General features: G+C 69.8%; 12 protein-coding genes. 7 read left to right on the top strand and 5 right to left on the bottom strand.

The window, feature by feature from the left end; all coding sequences use genetic code 11:
* Positions 1-40 precede the first annotated feature (40 nt).
* From AC07PV_RS22360 to AC07PV_RS22345, 4 genes are read left to right on the top strand one after another with little or no spacing between them, the layout of a single operon-like run.
* Positions 41-4,201 (top strand): YhdP family protein, encoded by a 4,161-nt coding sequence (locus AC07PV_RS22360; RefSeq protein ID WP_494631347.1) that lies wholly within the window; start codon positions 41-43, stop codon positions 4,199-4,201.
* A complete protein-coding gene (locus AC07PV_RS22355) occupies positions 4,201-5,016 on the top strand; it encodes a carbon-nitrogen hydrolase family protein (RefSeq protein ID WP_218297221.1) in 816 nt (271 codons plus the stop codon). The genes AC07PV_RS22360 and AC07PV_RS22355 overlap by 1 nt, the downstream gene beginning before the upstream one ends.
* Positions 5,013-7,073 (top strand): two-component system sensor histidine kinase NtrB, encoded by a 2,061-nt coding sequence (locus AC07PV_RS22350; RefSeq protein ID WP_370627760.1) that lies wholly within the window; start codon positions 5,013-5,015, stop codon positions 7,071-7,073. The genes AC07PV_RS22355 and AC07PV_RS22350 overlap by 4 nt, the downstream gene beginning before the upstream one ends.
* On the top strand, positions 7,073-7,702 hold the full coding sequence (locus AC07PV_RS22345; RefSeq protein WP_218297133.1) for a response regulator transcription factor: 630 nt from the start codon (positions 7,073-7,075) through the stop codon (positions 7,700-7,702). The genes AC07PV_RS22350 and AC07PV_RS22345 overlap by 1 nt, the downstream gene beginning before the upstream one ends.
* A gap of 42 nt (positions 7,703-7,744) precedes the next feature.
* On the opposite strand, the gene AC07PV_RS22340 is transcribed toward AC07PV_RS22345, so the two are convergent.
* Entirely contained in the window at positions 7,745-8,392 is a 648-nt protein-coding gene (locus AC07PV_RS22340) for a YiaD family glycine zipper/OmpA-like lipoprotein (RefSeq protein WP_218297132.1), read from the bottom strand.
* Between the two features lie 204 nt (positions 8,393-8,596).
* Entirely contained in the window at positions 8,597-8,755 is a 159-nt protein-coding gene (locus tag AC07PV_RS22335; RefSeq protein WP_218297131.1) for a hypothetical protein, read from the bottom strand.
* Positions 8,756-9,050: 295 nt separating this feature from the next.
* Between AC07PV_RS22335 and mltA the strand changes: the two genes are divergently transcribed.
* Positions 9,051-10,181: a murein transglycosylase A gene (mltA, locus tag AC07PV_RS22330; RefSeq protein WP_218297130.1), complete on the top strand. Its 1,131-nt coding sequence runs from the start codon at positions 9,051-9,053 to the stop codon at positions 10,179-10,181.
* Positions 10,182-10,298: 117 nt separating this feature from the next.
* On the opposite strand, the gene AC07PV_RS22325 is transcribed toward mltA, so the two are convergent.
* The 3 genes from AC07PV_RS22325 to AC07PV_RS22315 all read right to left on the bottom strand — a co-directional run bounded on the left by AC07PV_RS22325 (position 10,299) and on the right by AC07PV_RS22315 (position 13,244).
* The gene (locus AC07PV_RS22325) at positions 10,299-10,742 is read right to left on the bottom strand and encodes a hypothetical protein (protein WP_255594852.1); all 444 of its coding nucleotides are present in this window, start codon (positions 10,740-10,742) and stop codon (positions 10,299-10,301) included.
* Between the two features lie 123 nt (positions 10,743-10,865).
* Entirely contained in the window at positions 10,866-12,605 is a 1,740-nt protein-coding gene (locus AC07PV_RS22320; protein ID WP_494631346.1) for an MFS transporter, read from the bottom strand.
* Positions 12,606-12,758: 153 nt separating this feature from the next.
* On the bottom strand, positions 12,759-13,244 hold the full coding sequence (locus tag AC07PV_RS22315; protein WP_218297128.1) for an Lrp/AsnC family transcriptional regulator: 486 nt from the start codon (positions 13,242-13,244) through the stop codon (positions 12,759-12,761).
* 190 nt (positions 13,245-13,434) lie between these two features.
* On the opposite strand from AC07PV_RS22315, the gene AC07PV_RS22310 reads away from it, so the two are divergent.
* Together AC07PV_RS22310 and yajC are read left to right on the top strand one after the other, a co-directional pair.
* Positions 13,435-17,013, top strand: a complete 3,579-nt coding sequence (locus tag AC07PV_RS22310; RefSeq protein ID WP_494631344.1) for an indolepyruvate ferredoxin oxidoreductase family protein — start codon at positions 13,435-13,437, stop codon at positions 17,011-17,013.
* A gap of 300 nt (positions 17,014-17,313) precedes the next feature.
* Positions 17,314-17,649: a preprotein translocase subunit YajC gene (yajC, locus tag AC07PV_RS22305; RefSeq protein ID WP_218297126.1), complete on the top strand. Its 336-nt coding sequence runs from the start codon at positions 17,314-17,316 to the stop codon at positions 17,647-17,649.
* Positions 17,650-17,732: the final 83 nt, after the last annotated feature.

Below are 17,732 nucleotides of genomic sequence, written 5' to 3'. Positions count from 1 at the left end.
AAGGCCGCGGGTCATAATTCCTGCCACATTCAATCCCACCATGATCGCTCCCACCACGCACCCCACCCGCCTGCTGAAATTCGTGGCAGGTCTCGCGCGGTGGTCGCTGGGTTTGCTGCTGGCCTTCTGGCTGCTGCTGGCCATCGCGTGGGGGGCACTTCATGGCTGGATTGTGCCGCGAATCGGCGATTTCCGCCCGCAGCTGGAGGCACATGCCGCACGGGCCCTGGGGGTTCCGGTGCGGATCGGGGCCATCGCGGCGCACACGGAGGGCCTGATCCCATCGGTCGAACTCTCGGATGTCGCGCTGCTGGACGCCGCGGGCCGTTCCGCGCTGCGCCTGCCGCGCGTGGTCGTGGCGCTGTCGCCCCGCTCCTTGCTCAATGGGGGTTTCGAGCAGCTCTACATTGAAGGGCCCGAGCTGGAGGCGCGGCGCACCGCCGACGGGCGCATCCAGGTGGCAGGCCTGGACTTTTCCCAGCAGCAGGGCGAGGACAACGCCGCGGCCGACTGGCTGTTTTCGCAGGGCGAAGTGTTCATCCGCAATGGCACGGTGCGCTGGACCGACGAGCAGCGCGGTGCCCCCGAGCTTGCCCTGGAGAAGGTGGACCTTCTGCTGCGCAATGGCAACTGGCACCACCACCTGCGGCTGGACGCCACCCCGCCGGAGGCCTGGGGCGACCGCTTCACGGTGGTGGGGCTGTTCCGCGCGCCGCTGCTGAGCGCACGCGACGGCAACTGGAAGCACTGGAACGGGCAGGTGTTTGCCGATTTCGCGCGGGTGGACGTCTCGCGGCTGCGCCACCACGCCGACGTGGGCGTGGAGGTGGCCCACGGCCGTGGCGCGCTGCGCGCCTGGGCCGACGTGCAGCGCGGGCAGATCGTGGGCGGCACGGCCGACCTGGCGCTGGCCGACGTCAACGCGAAGCTGGGCCCCGATTTGCAGGCGCTGGTGCTGCCCTCGATCCAGGGGCGTCTCGGGGGCCGCCGGCTAAACGGGGGTTTCGAGTTTTCAACCCAGGGCCTGCTGTTCCAGACCGATGACGGACTGACCTGGCCGGGCGGCAATTTGCGGCTGGTCCACACGGCCGCCGCGGGCAAGGTGCCCGCCCAGGGCGAGTTCCGCGCGGACCGCTTGGACCTGGCCGCGCTCGCGCAGATCGCGAGCCGCCTGCCGCTGGGGGCCACGGCGCACGATGCGGTCCGCACCTACGCGCCGCAAGGCCTGGTGGATGAGATCCAGGCCACCTGGAAAGGCCCCCTGGACAACCTGCAGCAGTACCAGCTGCGCGGGCGCATCCGCGGCCTCGCGCTGGCCGGCGATACCTCCGCCGGGGCCACCGCCCACCTGGGCCTGCGCGGGGCCACGGTGGACGTGGACATGACCCAGGGAGGAGGCAAGGCGGCCCTGACCATCGCCTCGGGCGCCCTGGTGCTGCCCGGCGTGTTCGAGGACCCGGTGCTGCCCCTGGACCGGCTCAGCGCCGACGTGCGCTGGCAGCTCGAGGGCAGCCGCATCGCGGTGCAGGCCAACGACGTGCAGTTCGCCAACGCCGACGCGCAGGGCGAGGCACGGGCGACCTGGCACACGAGCGATGCGGCCAAGGTGCCGCACCAGTCGCGGTTTCCCGGCGTGCTGGATCTCACCGGCACGCTGCACCGCGCCGACGGCACCCGCGTGCACCGCTACCTGCCGCTGTCCATTCCGGCGGATTCGCGCCACTATGTGCGCGACGCGGTCGTCGCGGGCAGCGCCAGCAACGTGCAGTTCCGCGTGAAGGGCGACCTGCACCACCTGCCGTTCAACGACCCCAGGCAGGGCGAATTCCGCATCGCCGCGCGCGTCAAGGACGTGACCTACGCCTACGTGCCCCCCAGCCTGCAGCCGGCGGGCACCCTGCCCTGGCCCGCGCTGACGGAACTGGGCGGCGAGCTGATCTTCGAGCGCTCGTCCATGCAGGTGCGCGGCGCCACCGGCAGCTTCGCGGGGCGCCAGGGCCTGCGCCTGTCCAAGGTGGATGCCCGCATCCCCGACCTGGCCCACACCGTGGTCAGCGTCAGCGCCGACGCCCGGGGGCCGCTGCCCGAACTGCTCGCGCTCATGGGCACGTCGCCCCTGGGCCGCATGACCGGCAACGCGCTCGACCAGGCCAGCGGCACGGGCAATGCGGACTTCCAGCTGCGCCTGTCCCTGCCCATCAGCGACATCAACAAGTCCAAGGTCCAGGGCAGCGTCACGCTGGCCGGCAACGAACTGCGCATCACGCCCGACACCCCCGCGCTGAGCCGCGTGCGGGGCGTGGTGCAGTTCACCGAGGGCGGCTTCTCGCTCAACGCCGTGCAGGCGCAGGCGCTGGGTGGCAGCGTCAAGCTGGAAGGCGGCATGCGCGCGCTGCCGGCCCACGCGCCGGCGGCCGAGTCGGCCGTGCAGGTGCGCGCCCAGGGCACCGCGACGGCCGAAGGGCTGCAGCAGGCGCCGCAGCTGGGCATGCTCTCGCAGCTGGCGCGCCACGCCACGGGCAGCACGCCGTACGCCATGACGCTGGCGTTTCGCCGGGGCGTGCCGGAGGTGCAGGTGACGACCAGCCTGCAGGGGCTGGCGCTGGCGCTCCCGCCGCCGCTGGGCAAGACCGCGGAGACCAGCCTGCCCCTGCGCTTTGAAACCCAGGTGGCGCGCGAATCCCTGGCCGGCGTGACCCAGGCCGGGCACGGGAGCGGTGCCGACGCCCCGCCCCTGCGCGACCAGGTCACGGTGGACCTGGGCGCGCTGGGTTCGGCCGTGTACGTGCGCGATATCAGCGGGCCCCAGGCCCGGGTGTTGCGGGGCACCATCGGCGTCGGCCTGTCGGGCGGCGAATCGGCCCCCATGCCCGCCCAGGGCGTGGCCGCCAACATCAACCAGGGCAAGCTGGATGTGGATGCCTGGGAGGACGTGCTGACGCAGGCCACCTCCCGCGTGGAAACCGCCGCGCGCGCGCCGGCCGCCGCGGCCCCGGCCAGCGCGCACAGCCTGGCGCAGGACTACCTGCCCACCACGCTGGCCCTGCGCGCGCGCGAGCTCACCCTCCAGGGCCGGACGCTGCACAACATCGTGGCCGGGGCCCTGCGCGACGGCACCACCTGGCGCGCCAACCTCGATGCCACCGAACTCAACGGCTACCTGGAATACCGCCAGCCCGGCGCCGCCGACCAGCCCAACGGGCGCCTGTTCGCACGGCTGTCCCGCGTGAACATGCCGCAAAGCGATGTGAACCAGGTCGAAGCGCTGCTGGATGAACAGCCCGGAGCCCTGCCCGCGCTGGACATCGTGGTGGACGACTTCGAGTTGCGCGGCAAGCGGCTGGGGCGCGTGGAGATCGAAGCGCAGAACCGCGGCGGCGATGGCGCGCAGCGCGAATGGCGCCTCTCCAAATTCAACATCACCGCCCCCGAGGCGAATTTCACCGCCAACGGCAACTGGGCGGTGATGAATGCCGCGGGAGGCGGGCCGCGCACCCCCGACCGGCGCACGGTGCTCAATTTCAGGCTGGACATCCGCGACTCCGGCGACCTGCTGGGGCGCATGGGCATGCCGGGCGTGGTGCGGCGCGGCAAGGGACGCATGGAGGGCCAGGTGGCCTGGATGGGCGCGCCCTTCAGCCCGGACTACCGGTCCATGACGGGCCAGATCAACGTGAACATCGAAGCAGGCCAGTTCCTCAAGGCCGAGCCGGGCCTGGCCAAGCTGCTCAGCGTGCTCAGCCTGCAGTCGCTGCCGCGGCGCCTCACGCTCGATTTCCGCGACGTGTTCAGCGAAGGCTTCGCGTTCGACTTCGTGCGCGGCGACGTGCGCATCGAGCAGGGCGTGGCCACCACGAACAACCTGCAGATGAAGGGCGTGAATGCCGCCGTGCTGATGGAGGGCAGCGCCAACATCGACCACGAGACCCAGGATCTGCGCGTGGTGGTGGTGCCCGAGATCAATGCCATGACGGCATCGCTGGTGGCCACCGCCATCAACCCCGTGATCGGCCTGGGCAGCTTCCTGGCCCAGGTGTTCCTGCGCGGACCGCTCATCGAGGCCGCCACGCAGGAGTTCCGCATCGACGGCACCTGGACAGACCCGCGCGTCGTGCGCGTCCCCCGCCGCGGGCGCGAGCCGGGCCCCGCCAGCGACGCAGCGCCCCGCACCAGCCCCGCCAGAACCGGAGAAGCCTCATGATGAAAGTCGCCGCGATCCAGATGGTGTCGGGCACCCGCCTGGAAGACAACCTGCGCGCCGCGCGCACGCTGCTGGAGCAGGCGGCCGGCACCGGCGCCGAGCTGGCGGTGCTGCCCGAGTACTTCTGCGCGATGGGGCACAAGGACACCGACAAGCTCGCGCTGCGCGAGACCCTGGGCGAAGGCCGGATTCAGGATTTCCTGGCCAGCGCGGCGCGCGACCTGCGGATGTGGGTGGTGGGCGGCACCTTGCCGCTGCAGACCGCCGCGCCGGACAGGGTGCGCAACACCACCCTGGTGTTCGACCCCACGGGCGGCTGCGTGGCACGCTACGACAAGATCCACCTCTTTTACTTCGACAACGGCCGCGAGCAGTACCACGAAGGCCGGGTCATCGAGGCCGGTGGCACGCCCGTGCAGTTCGAGCTGCCATCGCGCGACGGCCACCGCTGGCGGGTGGGCCTTTCCGTGTGCTATGACCTGCGCTTCCCCGAGCTGTACCGCCTGCATGCCAGCGCCGGAGCGGACCTCCTGCTCGTGCCCAGCGCGTTCACCCACACCACCGGCCAGGCGCACTGGGAGGTGCTGCTGCGCGCCCGCGCCGTGGAGAACCTGGCGTACGTGCTGGCCCCCGCCCAGGGCGGCGTGCACGAGAACGGCCGGCACACCTGGGGCCACAGCATGCTGGTGGACCCCTGGGGCACCATCCTGGCCGAGCAGGACCAGCAGGCGGGCGTGGTGTCGGGCGTGGTCGACGCGCAGCGCCTGCGCGACGTGCGCCTGCAGCTTCCCTCCCTGTCGCACCGCGTCCTGTGAAGATCCCGCAGCAGCGCACACTTTTCAGGCGCTGGCGGGGCGCATGGCGGCGCTGGTCGCTGTGGACCCTGCTGGTGCTGCTCGTGATCTCCATGCTCGCCACCATGGTGTGGCTTGCGGGGCGGTACGAGGCCAGCCAGGTGCAGTCCCGCCTGGAGCGCGACACGGCCGACGCGGTGTCCGACATCCGCGTGGCGCTCACGCGCAACCTGCAGAGCCTGCAGGCGCTGCACGCGGGCGACCCGGGCCAGCTCGCCTGGGAAGTGGATGCCTCGGAGCTGCTGCGCAACCGGCGCGAGCTGGTGCGCATCGAGTGGCGGGATACCAGCCTGCGGGTGCGCACGCATGCCCAGTCGCCCTACCGCCCCGTGGCCTGGGACGCACGGCTGCGCGAAGGCAACCAGTCCGACGCCGCCATTGCCTGCGCCAACGCGCGCCGCCTGAGCAGCCCCGCCTATTCCAGCAGCTACTTCCAGCCGCACGGCGACGGGCTGGGCTCGGAAATGATGGAGCTGTGCCTGCCCCTGAGCTCGGGGGGGCGCAGCACGGGCTTCCTCGTGGCCACCTACGCCCTGCAGGACGTGCTGATCAACCTGGTGGCGCACAACCTCACGCGCAGCCAGGAGGCCTCCTTCACCGAGGCCGACGGCACGCGGCTGGCCGTGCTGGGCGCCGCGCGCCGGGGCTCGCGCATGTTCACGGCCACGCACCTGCTGGATCTGCCCGGCAGCACGCTGGTGCTGCGCATGGACACTTGGCACAGCGCGCCCAGCCTGTTCCCCAATGTATTGACCGCGCTGGTCACCGCCATGTCGATCGCGCTGGTCACCGTGATGGTGGTGCTGGTGCGCGACAACCGCCGGCGCCTGCGCGCCGAGCGCGACCTGGCCGACGCGCTGGCATTCCGCAAGGCGATGGAGGACTCGCTGGTCACGGGCCTGCGCGCCCGCGACCTGGAAGGCCGCATCACCTATGTGAACCCGGCGTTCTGCGCCATGGTGGGGTTCAGCGCCCCGGAACTGCTGGGCCAGAGCGTGACCGCACCCTACTGGCCGCCCGAGCGCGTGGAGGAGTACCGCCAGCGCCAGGCCATCCGCTTCGCGGGCACCATGCCGCCGCGCGAGGGGTTCGAGTCCGAATTCATGCGCAAGGACGGCACGCGCTTTCCGGTGCTCATCATCGAGGCCCCGCTCATCAACGCCCAGGGCCTGCACACGGGATGGATGAGCGCGTTCCTCGACATCAGCGAGCAGCGGCGGGTGGAGGAGCTTTCGCGTGCCTCGCAAGAGCGGCTGCAGGCCACCGCCCGGCTGGCCACCGTGGGCGAGATGGCCTCGCTGCTGAGCCACGAACTCAACCAGCCCCTGGCCGCCATCTCCAGCTACGCCACGGGCTCCATCAACCTGCTGGAGGCGCCGGCGCCCCAGGCGGGAAGCCCGGCGGGCGCCGCTCCCAACGCGGAGCAGCTGCAGGACGTGCGCATGGCCATGCAGCACATCGCGCGGCAGGCCGAGCGCGCGGGCAAGGTGATCAAGAGCGTGCACGACTTCGTGCGCCGGCGCGACCAGGCGCGGGAGGCCGTGCAGGCGCGCCAGCTGCTCGACGCCATCCTCCCGCTGGTGAGCCTGCAGGCGCGCAAGCTGGCCGTGCGGGTGAACACCACGGTGGAGCCGAACCTGCCCCCCGTCCTGTGCGACCGCACCATGGTCGAGCAGGTGCTGCTCAACCTGGCGCGCAACGCCATGCAGGCCATGGACGACCCCGCCATTCCCACGCGCGTGCTCGACATCCGCGTGCGGCGCGCCGCGTCGAACCAGCACAGCGGATGGATCGAGTTCGCGGTGACGGACCTCGGAACCGGCATCGCGGCGGACGTGGCGAAAAAACTCTTCACGCCCTTCTTCACCACCCGCGCCGAAGGCATGGGCCTGGGCCTCTCGATGTGCCGCACGGTGATCGAGCAGCACGGTGGTTTTCTCGGATTTGCCCCCCACGAGCCGCGTGGTACGGTCTTTACCTTCACGCTGCCCGTTCCCCAACCTTCGCCTGACACCTGATGGAACCCGTATCCAACGCCACCGTGTACATCGTGGACGACGACGCCAGCGTGCGCGAGGCGCTGGCCTGGCTGCTGCGCTCGCGCCGGCTCCCGAGCGAATCGTTCGACAGCGCCGAGGCCTTTGATGCCATGCTGCAAAGCCGCCCGGCGCAGCGCCAGCCCTGCTGCCTGCTGCTGGACGTGCGCATGCCCGGCATGAGCGGCCTGGCGCTGTTCGACCTGCTCGCCGTGCGTGGCGACCTGGCCACCATGCCGGTGATCTTCCTCACGGGCCACGCCGACGTGCCCACGGCCGTGGACACGGTCAAGCGGGGCGCCTTCGATTTTTGCGAGAAGCCCTTTTCCGACAATGCCCTGGTGGACCGGATCGAGCAGGCGCTGGCGCAGTCGGCGGAGCGGCTGGCGCAGCTGCGCGAGCGCAGCGACCTGCAGGTGCGGCTCGCGGACCTGACGGAGCGCGAGCGCGATGTGATGGACCTGGTGGTGGCGGGCCTGCCCAACAAACTGATCGCCGACCAGCTGGACATCAGCGTGCGCACGGTGGAAGTGCACCGCTCGCGGGTGTTCGACAAGATGCAGGTCAAGTCGGCGGTGGAGCTGGCCAACCTGCTGCGCACGGGGCAGTAGGCCGGCCCCCGCGCCCGCGCGCCGGGGTGCGGCGGCTAGCCGCTAGCCGCGCGGGCGCTCACCCACGAAGATTTCCACCCGCCGGTTGCGGGCGCGGCCATCGGCCGAGTCGTTGGTGGCGATCGGGTAGCGCTCGCCCATGCCATCGATGGCGATGCGGCGCCCGTCCACGCCCCGTGCCGTGAGGTAGCTGCGCGTGCTGGCGGCGCGGTCCACCGAGAGCGGGTTGTTGATGGCGTCGCTGCCGGTGTTGTCCGTGTGGCCCACGATGCGCACATCGGTGTTGGGGTTGTTGCGCAGGCCGGCAGCGAACTGGTCGAGCACCGGCGCGAAGTTGGGCTGGATGTCCGAGCGGCCCACGGCGAACGAGATGTCGCTCGGGATGTTGAGCATGAGCTGGTTGTCGGCCGTCTGCGTCACGGCGATGCCTGTGCCCTGGGTCGCACGCTCCATCTCGCGCTTTTGCCGCTCCATGTTCTGCGACCAGATGTAGGTGCCCAGCGCCCCCACGCCCGCGCCCACGACCGCCCCCGTGCCGGCGCTGCCGCCGGTGGCGGAGCCGATGACGGCGCCGGCCAGCGCGCCCACGCCGGCCCCTGTGGCGGTACGGCGCTGGGTGTCGTCCATGCTGGCGCAGCCTGTGGCCAGGACGATGACGGCGGTGGCGCCGAGAAGAATGTGTTTGCGCATGGTGGTGCTCCTTGAAAGATTCGTTGGAGCTGGGCGCTTCGGGAGTTCCGTTCGCGTGCCGTGTGGCCTGTCCTTGGCCCCGGCCTCGGGTGCGCCCAGCTCAACGCCATCGTGGCCGCGGGCGGACACGGGCGCCATCGGCACAGCGGCACCCTGGCTGTAGGACGGCACCGCCTGGCGCCCGCGCCCCGCGCGCATGCCAAGTCACTGCGCCGGGGGCGGTGGAGGGGCGGGGGGCGGCGGCGGGGAATCCTTCGGGGGCTGCTGCAGCTCACCACCCTTGCGGCCTGAGAACATGGTCCACCAGACGATGGCGACCAGCAGCACCAGCGCGAGCAGCGCTTCAAGCAAAATCAGCCCCATGAAATTGACACTCCCAAGAACGTATTTACGGTCACCCCGTGGCCGCGCAGAGGCCTTTGCGGGATGGGATACAAGGCGCGGTGTGCGGCCCATGGCCCCGCTATTGGCAAGCGCCGCAACGCAGCAGACCGACCGCAAAGCCCTCGGCCCTTCGGGCTGGAGTGAAAACGGGCGATGGGACGCCCCGGCTGCTTGCACAAGCGCGAGCCCCTGCGGCGCATCCGAGCCATCCACTCATCCCGAAGGCACTCCAACACGGCCACGGCATGATCGCAAACACCTTCTAGGCCTTGTATTGACGGCACTGATTGTAGGAACGCTGGCCGCCTGCTCGAGCCCACCGCCCGCAAGCCCCTCCCGCCCCCCGGCCATCCCGGCGCCCCTGCCGCCCGGCGCGGTGGTTCTGCCGGGCGACACCGGCCCGCTGCCCCCGCCGATGTCCCAGCCTAAGAGCCGCTGGGTGCCCGTGCGCTGGGCCGAGCTGCCCGGCTTCACCGAAGACGCGCTGCACGAGGCCTGGAACGCCTGGATCAAGAGCTGCGAGCGGCCCGCGCCGCCCTTCACCGCGCTGTGCAGCGACGTGCGCCAGCTGAGCATCGCCACAGGTGAGGAGCAACGCGCCTGGCTCATCGCGCGGCTGCAGCCCTACCGCGTGGAGGCGACCGACGGCAACCCCGACGGCCTGCTAACGGCCTACTACGAGCCGATGATGGAGGGCTCCCGCCAGCCCGGCAACGGTTTCAACGTGCCGGTCTACCGCGTGCCCGCCGGGCTCGGGACGCGCAAGCCCTGGTACACGCGCCAGCAGATCGAGACACTGCCCGAGGCCCAGGCCGCGCTGGCCGGCCGGGCCATCGCCTGGCTGCGCGACCCGGTCGAATCGATGGTGCTGCACATCCAGGGCTCGGGCCGCCTGCGCATCGCCGAGGCGGACGGCACGGTGTCGCTGGTGCGCGTGGCCTACGCGGGCACCAACGACCAGCCCTACCAGAGCATCGGCCGCTGGCTGCTGGACCAGGGCTACACCCGCGACGCCACCTGGCCCGGCATCCGCGCCTGGCTGGCCGCCAACCCCCAGCGCACGAATGAGCTGATGTGGACCAACCCGCGCTACGTGTTCTTCCGCGAGGAGCCGCTGAGCCCGCTGGACGCGGGCTTTGGCCCGCGCGGCGCGCAGGGCGTGCCGCTCACCCCCGGCCGCTCCATCGCCGTGGACCGCCAGAGCATTCCCTACGGCACGCCCGTGTGGCTCGCGTCCAGCGGGCCGCAGGTGCAGCTCAACCGCATGGTGATGGCCCAGGACACCGGCAGCGCCATCCTGGGCGCGGTGCGCGCGGACTTCTTCACGGGCTGGGGACCGGAGGCGGGCGACATCGCCGGGCGCCTGAAGCAGAACCTGCGGCTGTGGGCGCTGTGGCCCCGGTGATTTTTTTAGGTCATTTTGGCTTCCAGCCCTTATTGGACAAGCGCTGAAAGCTATTGAATCAGGAGCATTTTCTTCAAGTGTCCCTGTGCCCCAACGCCCCGCGACGGGCAGCCCCGTTCACGGGCACGGCACCCGCGCCGCATCGGTTTCCACCCGCTGGGCCGCAGCGGCCGCCGCGAACGCCATGGCCGGCGGCACGGTCACGGTGTGCAGTTGATCGCCTTCGATGCGGTACTCGTACTCGCGCGTCGAGCCCACCATCTCCGTCCTGAAGGTGCTGCCCGCCATGGTGGCCGCATACACCCGGGGGCGGACGACCTGATACCGGTACGTGGTGGTGGCCGTCCCGCTGGTGGTCTTGCAGGTGGATTCGAACTGGTCCGCCTTGAATTGCAGGGTGCAGCGGCCGGAGGTGTCTTCGGCCTTTTCGCCATCCGGGGCGGTCAGCACGATCCTGGCGGCGCGCCAGCAGCCGAGCAGGGAGGGGTCGGGGGCCGCCGCGCAGGCCCAGGAGGCCGCGAGGGCAAGGGAGAGGAAGCTGGAACGCGTGAAGCACTTCATAGGGAGGTCAACGTGCAAGGTCAGGGGCTGGGGCGGGCCTTTGCAGGGCATCCCGCGATGGTAGAGGCATCGTCCCTGGCGCCCCGCGCTGCAGGGCTGCCCGCCCCCCGGGGCCCTGGCGCCCTACGGCTCCAACGTCCACCGCGTCACCCGCGGCGGCGCATCGCCCACGTGGAAGGCCAGCTTGCGGTCGCGCAGGGCCACGTCCGAGGCCGTCACCCGGTCGAAGCGCCGCAGGTGCTCGGTCCACGACTCGTCCTCGATGCGCTCCACATACCGCGCGGGCTGGCTGATGTCGTGCAGCAGCTGCCAGCCCAGGGCACCCTGGCGCAGGCGGCTGCGGCGGCTTTCCTGCATGGCGGCGCGGAATTCGGCCGCGCGGGCCGGGTCGATGAAATACTCGATCGTGACCACGAGGTGCCCCGCCCCCGGCGGCACGTCGGCCACGGGCGCCTGGAAGGCGCGCGAGGGGCTCAGGTCCTCCTCCATGCTGCGGTCGGCCACCAGGCGCTGCACCAGCAGCATGGCCACCACGCCGGTGCCTGCGGCGATTCCCAGGCTCGCGTGCACGTCGCTCACCGTGGCCACCTGGCCCCACACGGCGGCACCCAGGGCCGTGGAACCCATGATGGCCATCTGGTAGATCGACATGCCGCGCGCGCGCACCCAGTTGGGCAGCGCCAGCTGGGCCGACACGCTCAGTGAATTGGCCGTGGTGATCCACGCCATGCCGGCTACGAACATCGCGGGCACGGCCACATACACGTTGGGGGCCACGGCCATCACGCCGGTGGCCGCCGCCTGCAGCAGCGTGCCCCGGATCACCAGCACGTCGCGCGCCATGGCCTGGCGCAGGCGCGGCAGGAACATGGCGGCGGTGATGGCCCCCGCGCCCATGGACGCGAGCAGCAGGGTGAAGGTGCCCGCGCCGCCGCCTTCCAGACCCCGGGCCAGCAGCGGCAGCAGGGCCAGCAGCGCGGTGGCGTGCAGGAAGAAGATGGAAATGCGCCACAGCACGGCCCGCATGCTGGGCGACTGCCGCACGAACTGCAGGCCCACGCGCATGGCGCTGGGCAGCTTCTCGCGGCCGAGCGGGCTGGGCACGTGGGTGCGCTTCCAGCGCATGATGACCAGGCCCGAGATGACGGACAGCACGGCGTTGAGCACGAACACCCAGGCGCTGCCCGCGCTGGCGATGATGGCACCGGCCAGCAGCGGGCCGATGATGCGCGAGGCGTTCATGGCCACGCCGTTGAGCGCCAGCGCCGCGGGCAGCTGCGGGCGGCTGACCAGCTCGGGCACGATGGCCGCGAACACCGGCCAGCGCATGGCCAGGCCGATGCCGTTGGCGAACGTGAGCGCGAGCAGCAGCGGCGCCGTCATGCCGCCCGCCATGATGGCCACGCACAGCACCAGCGCCACGGCGGCCACCCAGAACTGCGTGGCGATGAAGTAGCGCCGCCGGTCCAGGATGTCGGCCAGCGCACCGCTGGGCAGGCCCAGCAGGAACACGGGCAGCGTCGAGGCCGACTGCACCAGGGCCACCAGGATGGGCGAGGTGGTGAGCGTGGTCATGAGCCAGGCGGCCGCCACGTCGTTCATCCACATGCAGGTGTTGGCCGCCACCCAGGTGAGCCAGAGCATGCGGAACACGGGCACCGACAGCGGCGCCAGGGGCGAGAGCGAGGCGGAGTGGTCGAGCCGCGCCGCCACGGATTCTTCCGTGCCCTGGGCGAGGGCCGCGCGGTCCGCGGCCGCTTCACGCGCCGCGAGGTCGGCGGGCGCTTCGGGGGCCGGGCTCAGTTCAGGAGGGGGCGGGGGCGCAACGCTGCGCGTGCTTTCGTGGGACGGCAAAGGTGGCATGTCCGCGCATTGTGCGACGGGTTCTGCCGCCGCGCTGCGCCCGGCGGCGCGTCCGACGCCGGTGCAGGGGCATGGCCCGGGCCAGCGGCCCGATGCCTTTTGGGCACCTGGCGCTTTCCCAGCAAGCACCAAAAGCTATTGAAATGATAGCAATCAGGATTTGGCGCGCGCCAGGTGCGTGAGCGGCAGCGCGCTGCTGGCCTTGACCTCGCCCAGCGAAAAGCTGGTGTGCATGTCTTTCACGTTGGGCAGGTTGAGCAGCACGTCGCGCGCGAACTGCGAAAAGCTGTCCAGGTCGCGCGCCACCACCTGCAGCTCGAAGGTGCCCGTGCCGCTGATGTAGTGGCAGGCCACCACCTCGGGGATGCGCGCGATCGCCGCCTCCATCTCGCGCGTGAGGTCGCCGGTGCTGCGGTCGGCATCCAGCCGCACGAACGCCAGCACCCCCAGGCCGATCTTGTGCCGGTCGATCTCGGCGCGGTAGCCCTTGATGAAGCCCTGCTCCTCCAGCGCCCGCACCCGCCGCCAGCAGGGCGCGGCCGAAAGGCCCACGCGCTGGGCCAGTTCGGCGTTCGTCAGGCGTGCGTCAGCCTGCAGCTCATTGAGGATGGCGATGTCGAATTTGTCGAGAGTGTTCACAAAATGGCCGTGCCGAGAAAGATCCTTTCTCAGAATAGCCCAAACACGGCACAGAACGCAAAGACATATCAGCAATGCAGACATACACTTCTCTGCACACTGGAGTCGCTGCCCTAAACGGGCGGAAGGACTGCGCCCCGACCGGGCCCACAAGGCCCGGCCCCACAAAAAAGCCATTGGAGACATAGCCATGAACGCCCCACTGCCCGAGCACATCCGCAAGGCCCTCGAAACCGTCACCCTCGACGACAAATACTCTTTGGACCACGGCCGGGCGTTCATGAGCGGGGTGCAGGCCCTGGTCCGCCTGCCCATGCTGCAGCGCCAGCGCGACGCCGTGGCCGGCCTGAACACCGCCGGCTTCATCAGCGGCTACCGGGGCTCGCCCCTGGGCACGTACGACCAGGCGCTGTGGGCGGCCAAGAAGCATCTGGCGGCCAACAACATCGTCTTCCAGCCCGGCGTGAACGAGGAACTCGGCGCGACGGCCGTCTGGGGCACGCAGCAGCTCGACCTGTATCCCCAATCCAAGAAGTTCGACGGCGTCTTCGGCATCTGGTACGGCAAGGGCCCGGGCGTGGACCGCTGCTCCGACGTGTTCAAGCACGCCAACATGGCGGGCACCGCCAAGCACGGCGGCGTGATCGCGATTGCCGGGGACGACCACATCAGCAAGAGCAGCACGGCCGCTCACCAGAGCGACCACATCTTCAAGGCCTGCGGCACGCCAGTGTTCTTCCCCAGCAGCGTGCAGGAAATCCTGGACATGGGCCTGCACGCCTTCGCCATGAGCCGCTTCTCGGGCGTGTGGTCGGGCATGAAGACCATCCAGGAAGTGGTCGAGTCTTCGAGCAGCATCTCGGTGGACCCGGACCGCGTGAAGATCGTGATGCCCGAGGACTTCGTGATGCCGCCCGGGGGCCTGCACATCCGCTGGCCCGATGCGCCGCTGGAACAGGAAGCGCGCCTCATGGACTACAAGTGGTACGCGGCCCTGGCCTATGTGCGTGCCAACAAGCTCAACTACAACGTGATCGAAGGCCAAAACGACCGCTTCGGCATCATCGCCAGCGGCAAGGCCTACAACGACACGCGCCAGGCCCTGGTGGACCTGGGCCTGGACGATGACACCTGCCGTCAGCTGGGCATCCGCGTGCACAAGGTCAACGTGGTGTGGCCGCTCGAAGCCACCATCACGCGCGACTTCGCCCAGGGCCTGCAGGAGATCCTGGTGGTGGAGGAAAAGCGCCAGGTCATCGAATACCAGCTCAAGGAAGAGCTCTACAACTGGCGCGCCGACGTGCGCCCCAACGTGCTGGGCAAGTTCGACGAGCCCGAGGGCGATGCCACGGGCGGCGAATGGTCCATGCCCAACCCCAGCCAGAACTGGCTGCTGCGCGCCAAGGCCGACCTGACGCCGGCCATCATCGCCAAGGCGATCGCCAAGCGCCTGAAGAAGCTGGGCGTCTCCAGCGACATCATCGCGCGCATGGATTCGCGCATCGCCATCATCGAGGCGAGCGAGCGCGGCATGGCCGAGCTCAAGGTGGACACGGGCGAGCGCGCCCCCTGGTTCTGCAGCGGCTGCCCGCACAACACCAGCACCCGCGTGCCCGAGGGCTCGCGCGCCGTGGCCGGCATCGGCTGCCACTACATGGCCAACTGGATGCCCGACCGCAACACGTCCACCTTCACGCAGATGGGTGGCGAGGGCGTGACCTGGGTGGGCCAGGCGCCGTTCACCACCGACCAGCACGTGTTCGCCAACCTGGGCGATGGCACCTACTTCCACAGCGGGCTGCTGGCCATCCGCCAGAGCATCGCGGCGGGCACCAGCATCACCTACAAGGTGCTCTACAACGACGCCGTGGCCATGACCGGCGGCCAGCAGGTGGGCGAACGGCCCGAAGGCCATTCGGTGCTGCAGATCATGAACAGCCTGAAGTCCGAGGGCGTGGTCAAGCTCATCATCGTGACCGACGAGCCGCAGAAGTACGACGGCGTGGCGCTGGCCGAGGGCGTGACGGTGCACCACCGCGACGAGCTCGACACGCTGCAGCGCCAGTTCCGCGAGATCAAGGGCTGCACGGTCATCATCTACGACCAGACCTGCGCCACCGAAAAGCGCCGCCGCAGAAAGCGCGGCACCCTGGCCACGCCCGACAAGACCGTCGTCATCAACGAGCTGGTGTGCGAGGGCTGCGGCGACTGCTCCACCAAGTCCAATTGCCTGAGCGTGGAGCCGGTAGAGACGGAGTTCGGCCGCAAGCGCCGCATCAACCAGAGTACCTGCAACAAGGACTACTCGTGCGTGAACGGCTTCTGCCCAAGCTTCGTGACCGTGGAAGGCGGCAAGCTCAAGAAGCCCAAGAAGGAAAAGAAGGGCGACCTGACCAGCCTGCCGGCCATCCCTGAGCCAGTGCTGCCCGTGGCCGAAGCGGCCTGGGGCATCGTGGTCGGCGGCGTGGGCGGCACGGGCGTGATCACCATCGGCTCGCTGCTGGGCATGGCCGCGCACCTGGACGGCAAGGGCGTCATCACCCAGGACGCCGGTGGTCTGGCCCAGAAGGGCGGCGCCACCTGGAGCCACATTCAGATCGCCAACCGCCCCGAGGCTATCTACACCACCAAGGTCGACACCGCCAAGGCCGACCTGGTGATCGGCTGCGACTCCATCGTCGCCGCGCACAAGTACACGCTGGCCGTGATGCAGCCGGGCCGCACCTTCGTGGCGCTGAACACGCATGGCACGCCCACGGCGGCCTTCGTGACCAACCCGGACTGGCAGTTCCCGGGCGCCAATTGCGACAGCGTCATCGCGGCGGCGGTCGGCGCGGGTGGCGTTGGGAGCTTCGATGCCGAACAGGTGGCCACCCAGCTGCTGGGCGACAGCATCTACACCAACCCGCTGATGCTGGGCTACGCCTGGCAAAAGGGCCGCGTGCCTTTGACCTACGCGTCGCTGATGCGCGCCATGGAATTGAACGGCGTGCAGGTGGACAACAACAAGGCGGCCTTCGAATGGGGCCGCCGCTGCGCGCATGACCTGGCCTCGGTGCAGGCGCTGTTTGCCGCCGCGCAGGTGATCCAGTTCGTCAAGAAGCCTTCGCTGGCCGAAATGATCGCCAAGCGCGTGGAATTCCTCACGGGCTACCAGAATGCCGCCTACGCGTCCGAGTACACGGCCTTCGTCGAGAAGGTGCGCGCCGCCGAAAGCAAGCTGGGCACCACCACCCGCCTGTCGGAGGCCGTGGCCCGCTACCTGTTCAAGCTGATGGCCTACAAGGACGAGTACGAGGTGGCACGCCTGCACACCGACAAGGCCTTCACGGACAAGATCGCGAACATGTTCGAAGGCGACTACAAGCTGGTGCACCACCTGGCCCCTCCGATGACGGCCAAGAAGAACGACAAGGGCGAACTCGTCAAGCAGCCGTTCGGCCCCTGGATGCGCAGCGCCTTTGGTCTGCTGGCCAAGATGAAGGGGTTGCGTGGCACGGCACTGGATGTGTTCGGCAAGACCGAGGAGCGCCGCATGGAGCGCGCGCTGATCGTGGAATACCGCGCCTGCATCGAGGAGCTGCTGGCCCGCCTGAACGCGGACAACCTGGCCCTGGCCGTGGAGATCGCCCGCATCCCCGAGGAAATCCGGGGCTATGGCCACGTGAAGGAGCGCCACCTGTCGGCCGCACGCCCCAAGTGGGACGGCCTGATGGCGCAATGGCGCGCCGGCGGCACCACCGCCCAGCCGCAGCGCCAGGCGGCGTGAAGCCGGCTGCCGTGGCAGCCCTGCCGTGAAGAGCCCGCGCACCGCGCGGGCTTTTTACTATCAAGTCAGGAGCATCAAATGATTGACAGGCCGGCGTCAATGGCCATTTTGATCTGATTTTTTCCCGCCATCGCGGCGCACCGCCCGCCCGCGGCAAACACCCGCCAGCGGCTTGGGTCTTCCCCCTTGGGCCGCGCACAGGGGGCCGCATACAATGCCCTGTTCCGCCCTGGAAGGCGCCCTCGCGCCGGCCCCTGGCGGGTTTTGTGAATTTTGACCATCCGTTGTGGAGTCCAGTCCGTGTTTATTTCTTCCGCTTTTGCCCAAACCGCACCCGCCGCCGCCGCTGGTGGTACCGACATCATGTCCTCGCTGACCGGCATGCTGCCCCTGGTGCTCATGTTTGTGGTGCTCTACTTCGTCATGATCCGCCCCCAGATGAAGCGCCAGAAGGAACACCGCGCCATGATCGACGCCATCGCCAAGGGTGATGAAGTGGCCACCTCCGGCGGCATCGTCGGCAAGGTCACGCGCCTGTCCGAAGGTTTCCTGCACATCGAGATCGCCAACGGCGTCGAAGTGCAGCTGCAGCGCAGCGCCGTGGTTCAGGTCCTGCCCAAGGGTTCGGTCAAGTAATCAATGAACATTCCCCTGAGGCGCTGCGCGCCTTCCCCTTGCCCCCGCGCCGCGCGGGAGGGGGACGACGCCCCCGGACTGGC

This window comes from Acidovorax sp. GW821-FHT09A11 (assembly GCF_059418365.1).
This window is presented reverse-complemented; position numbering and strand designations above follow the sequence as displayed.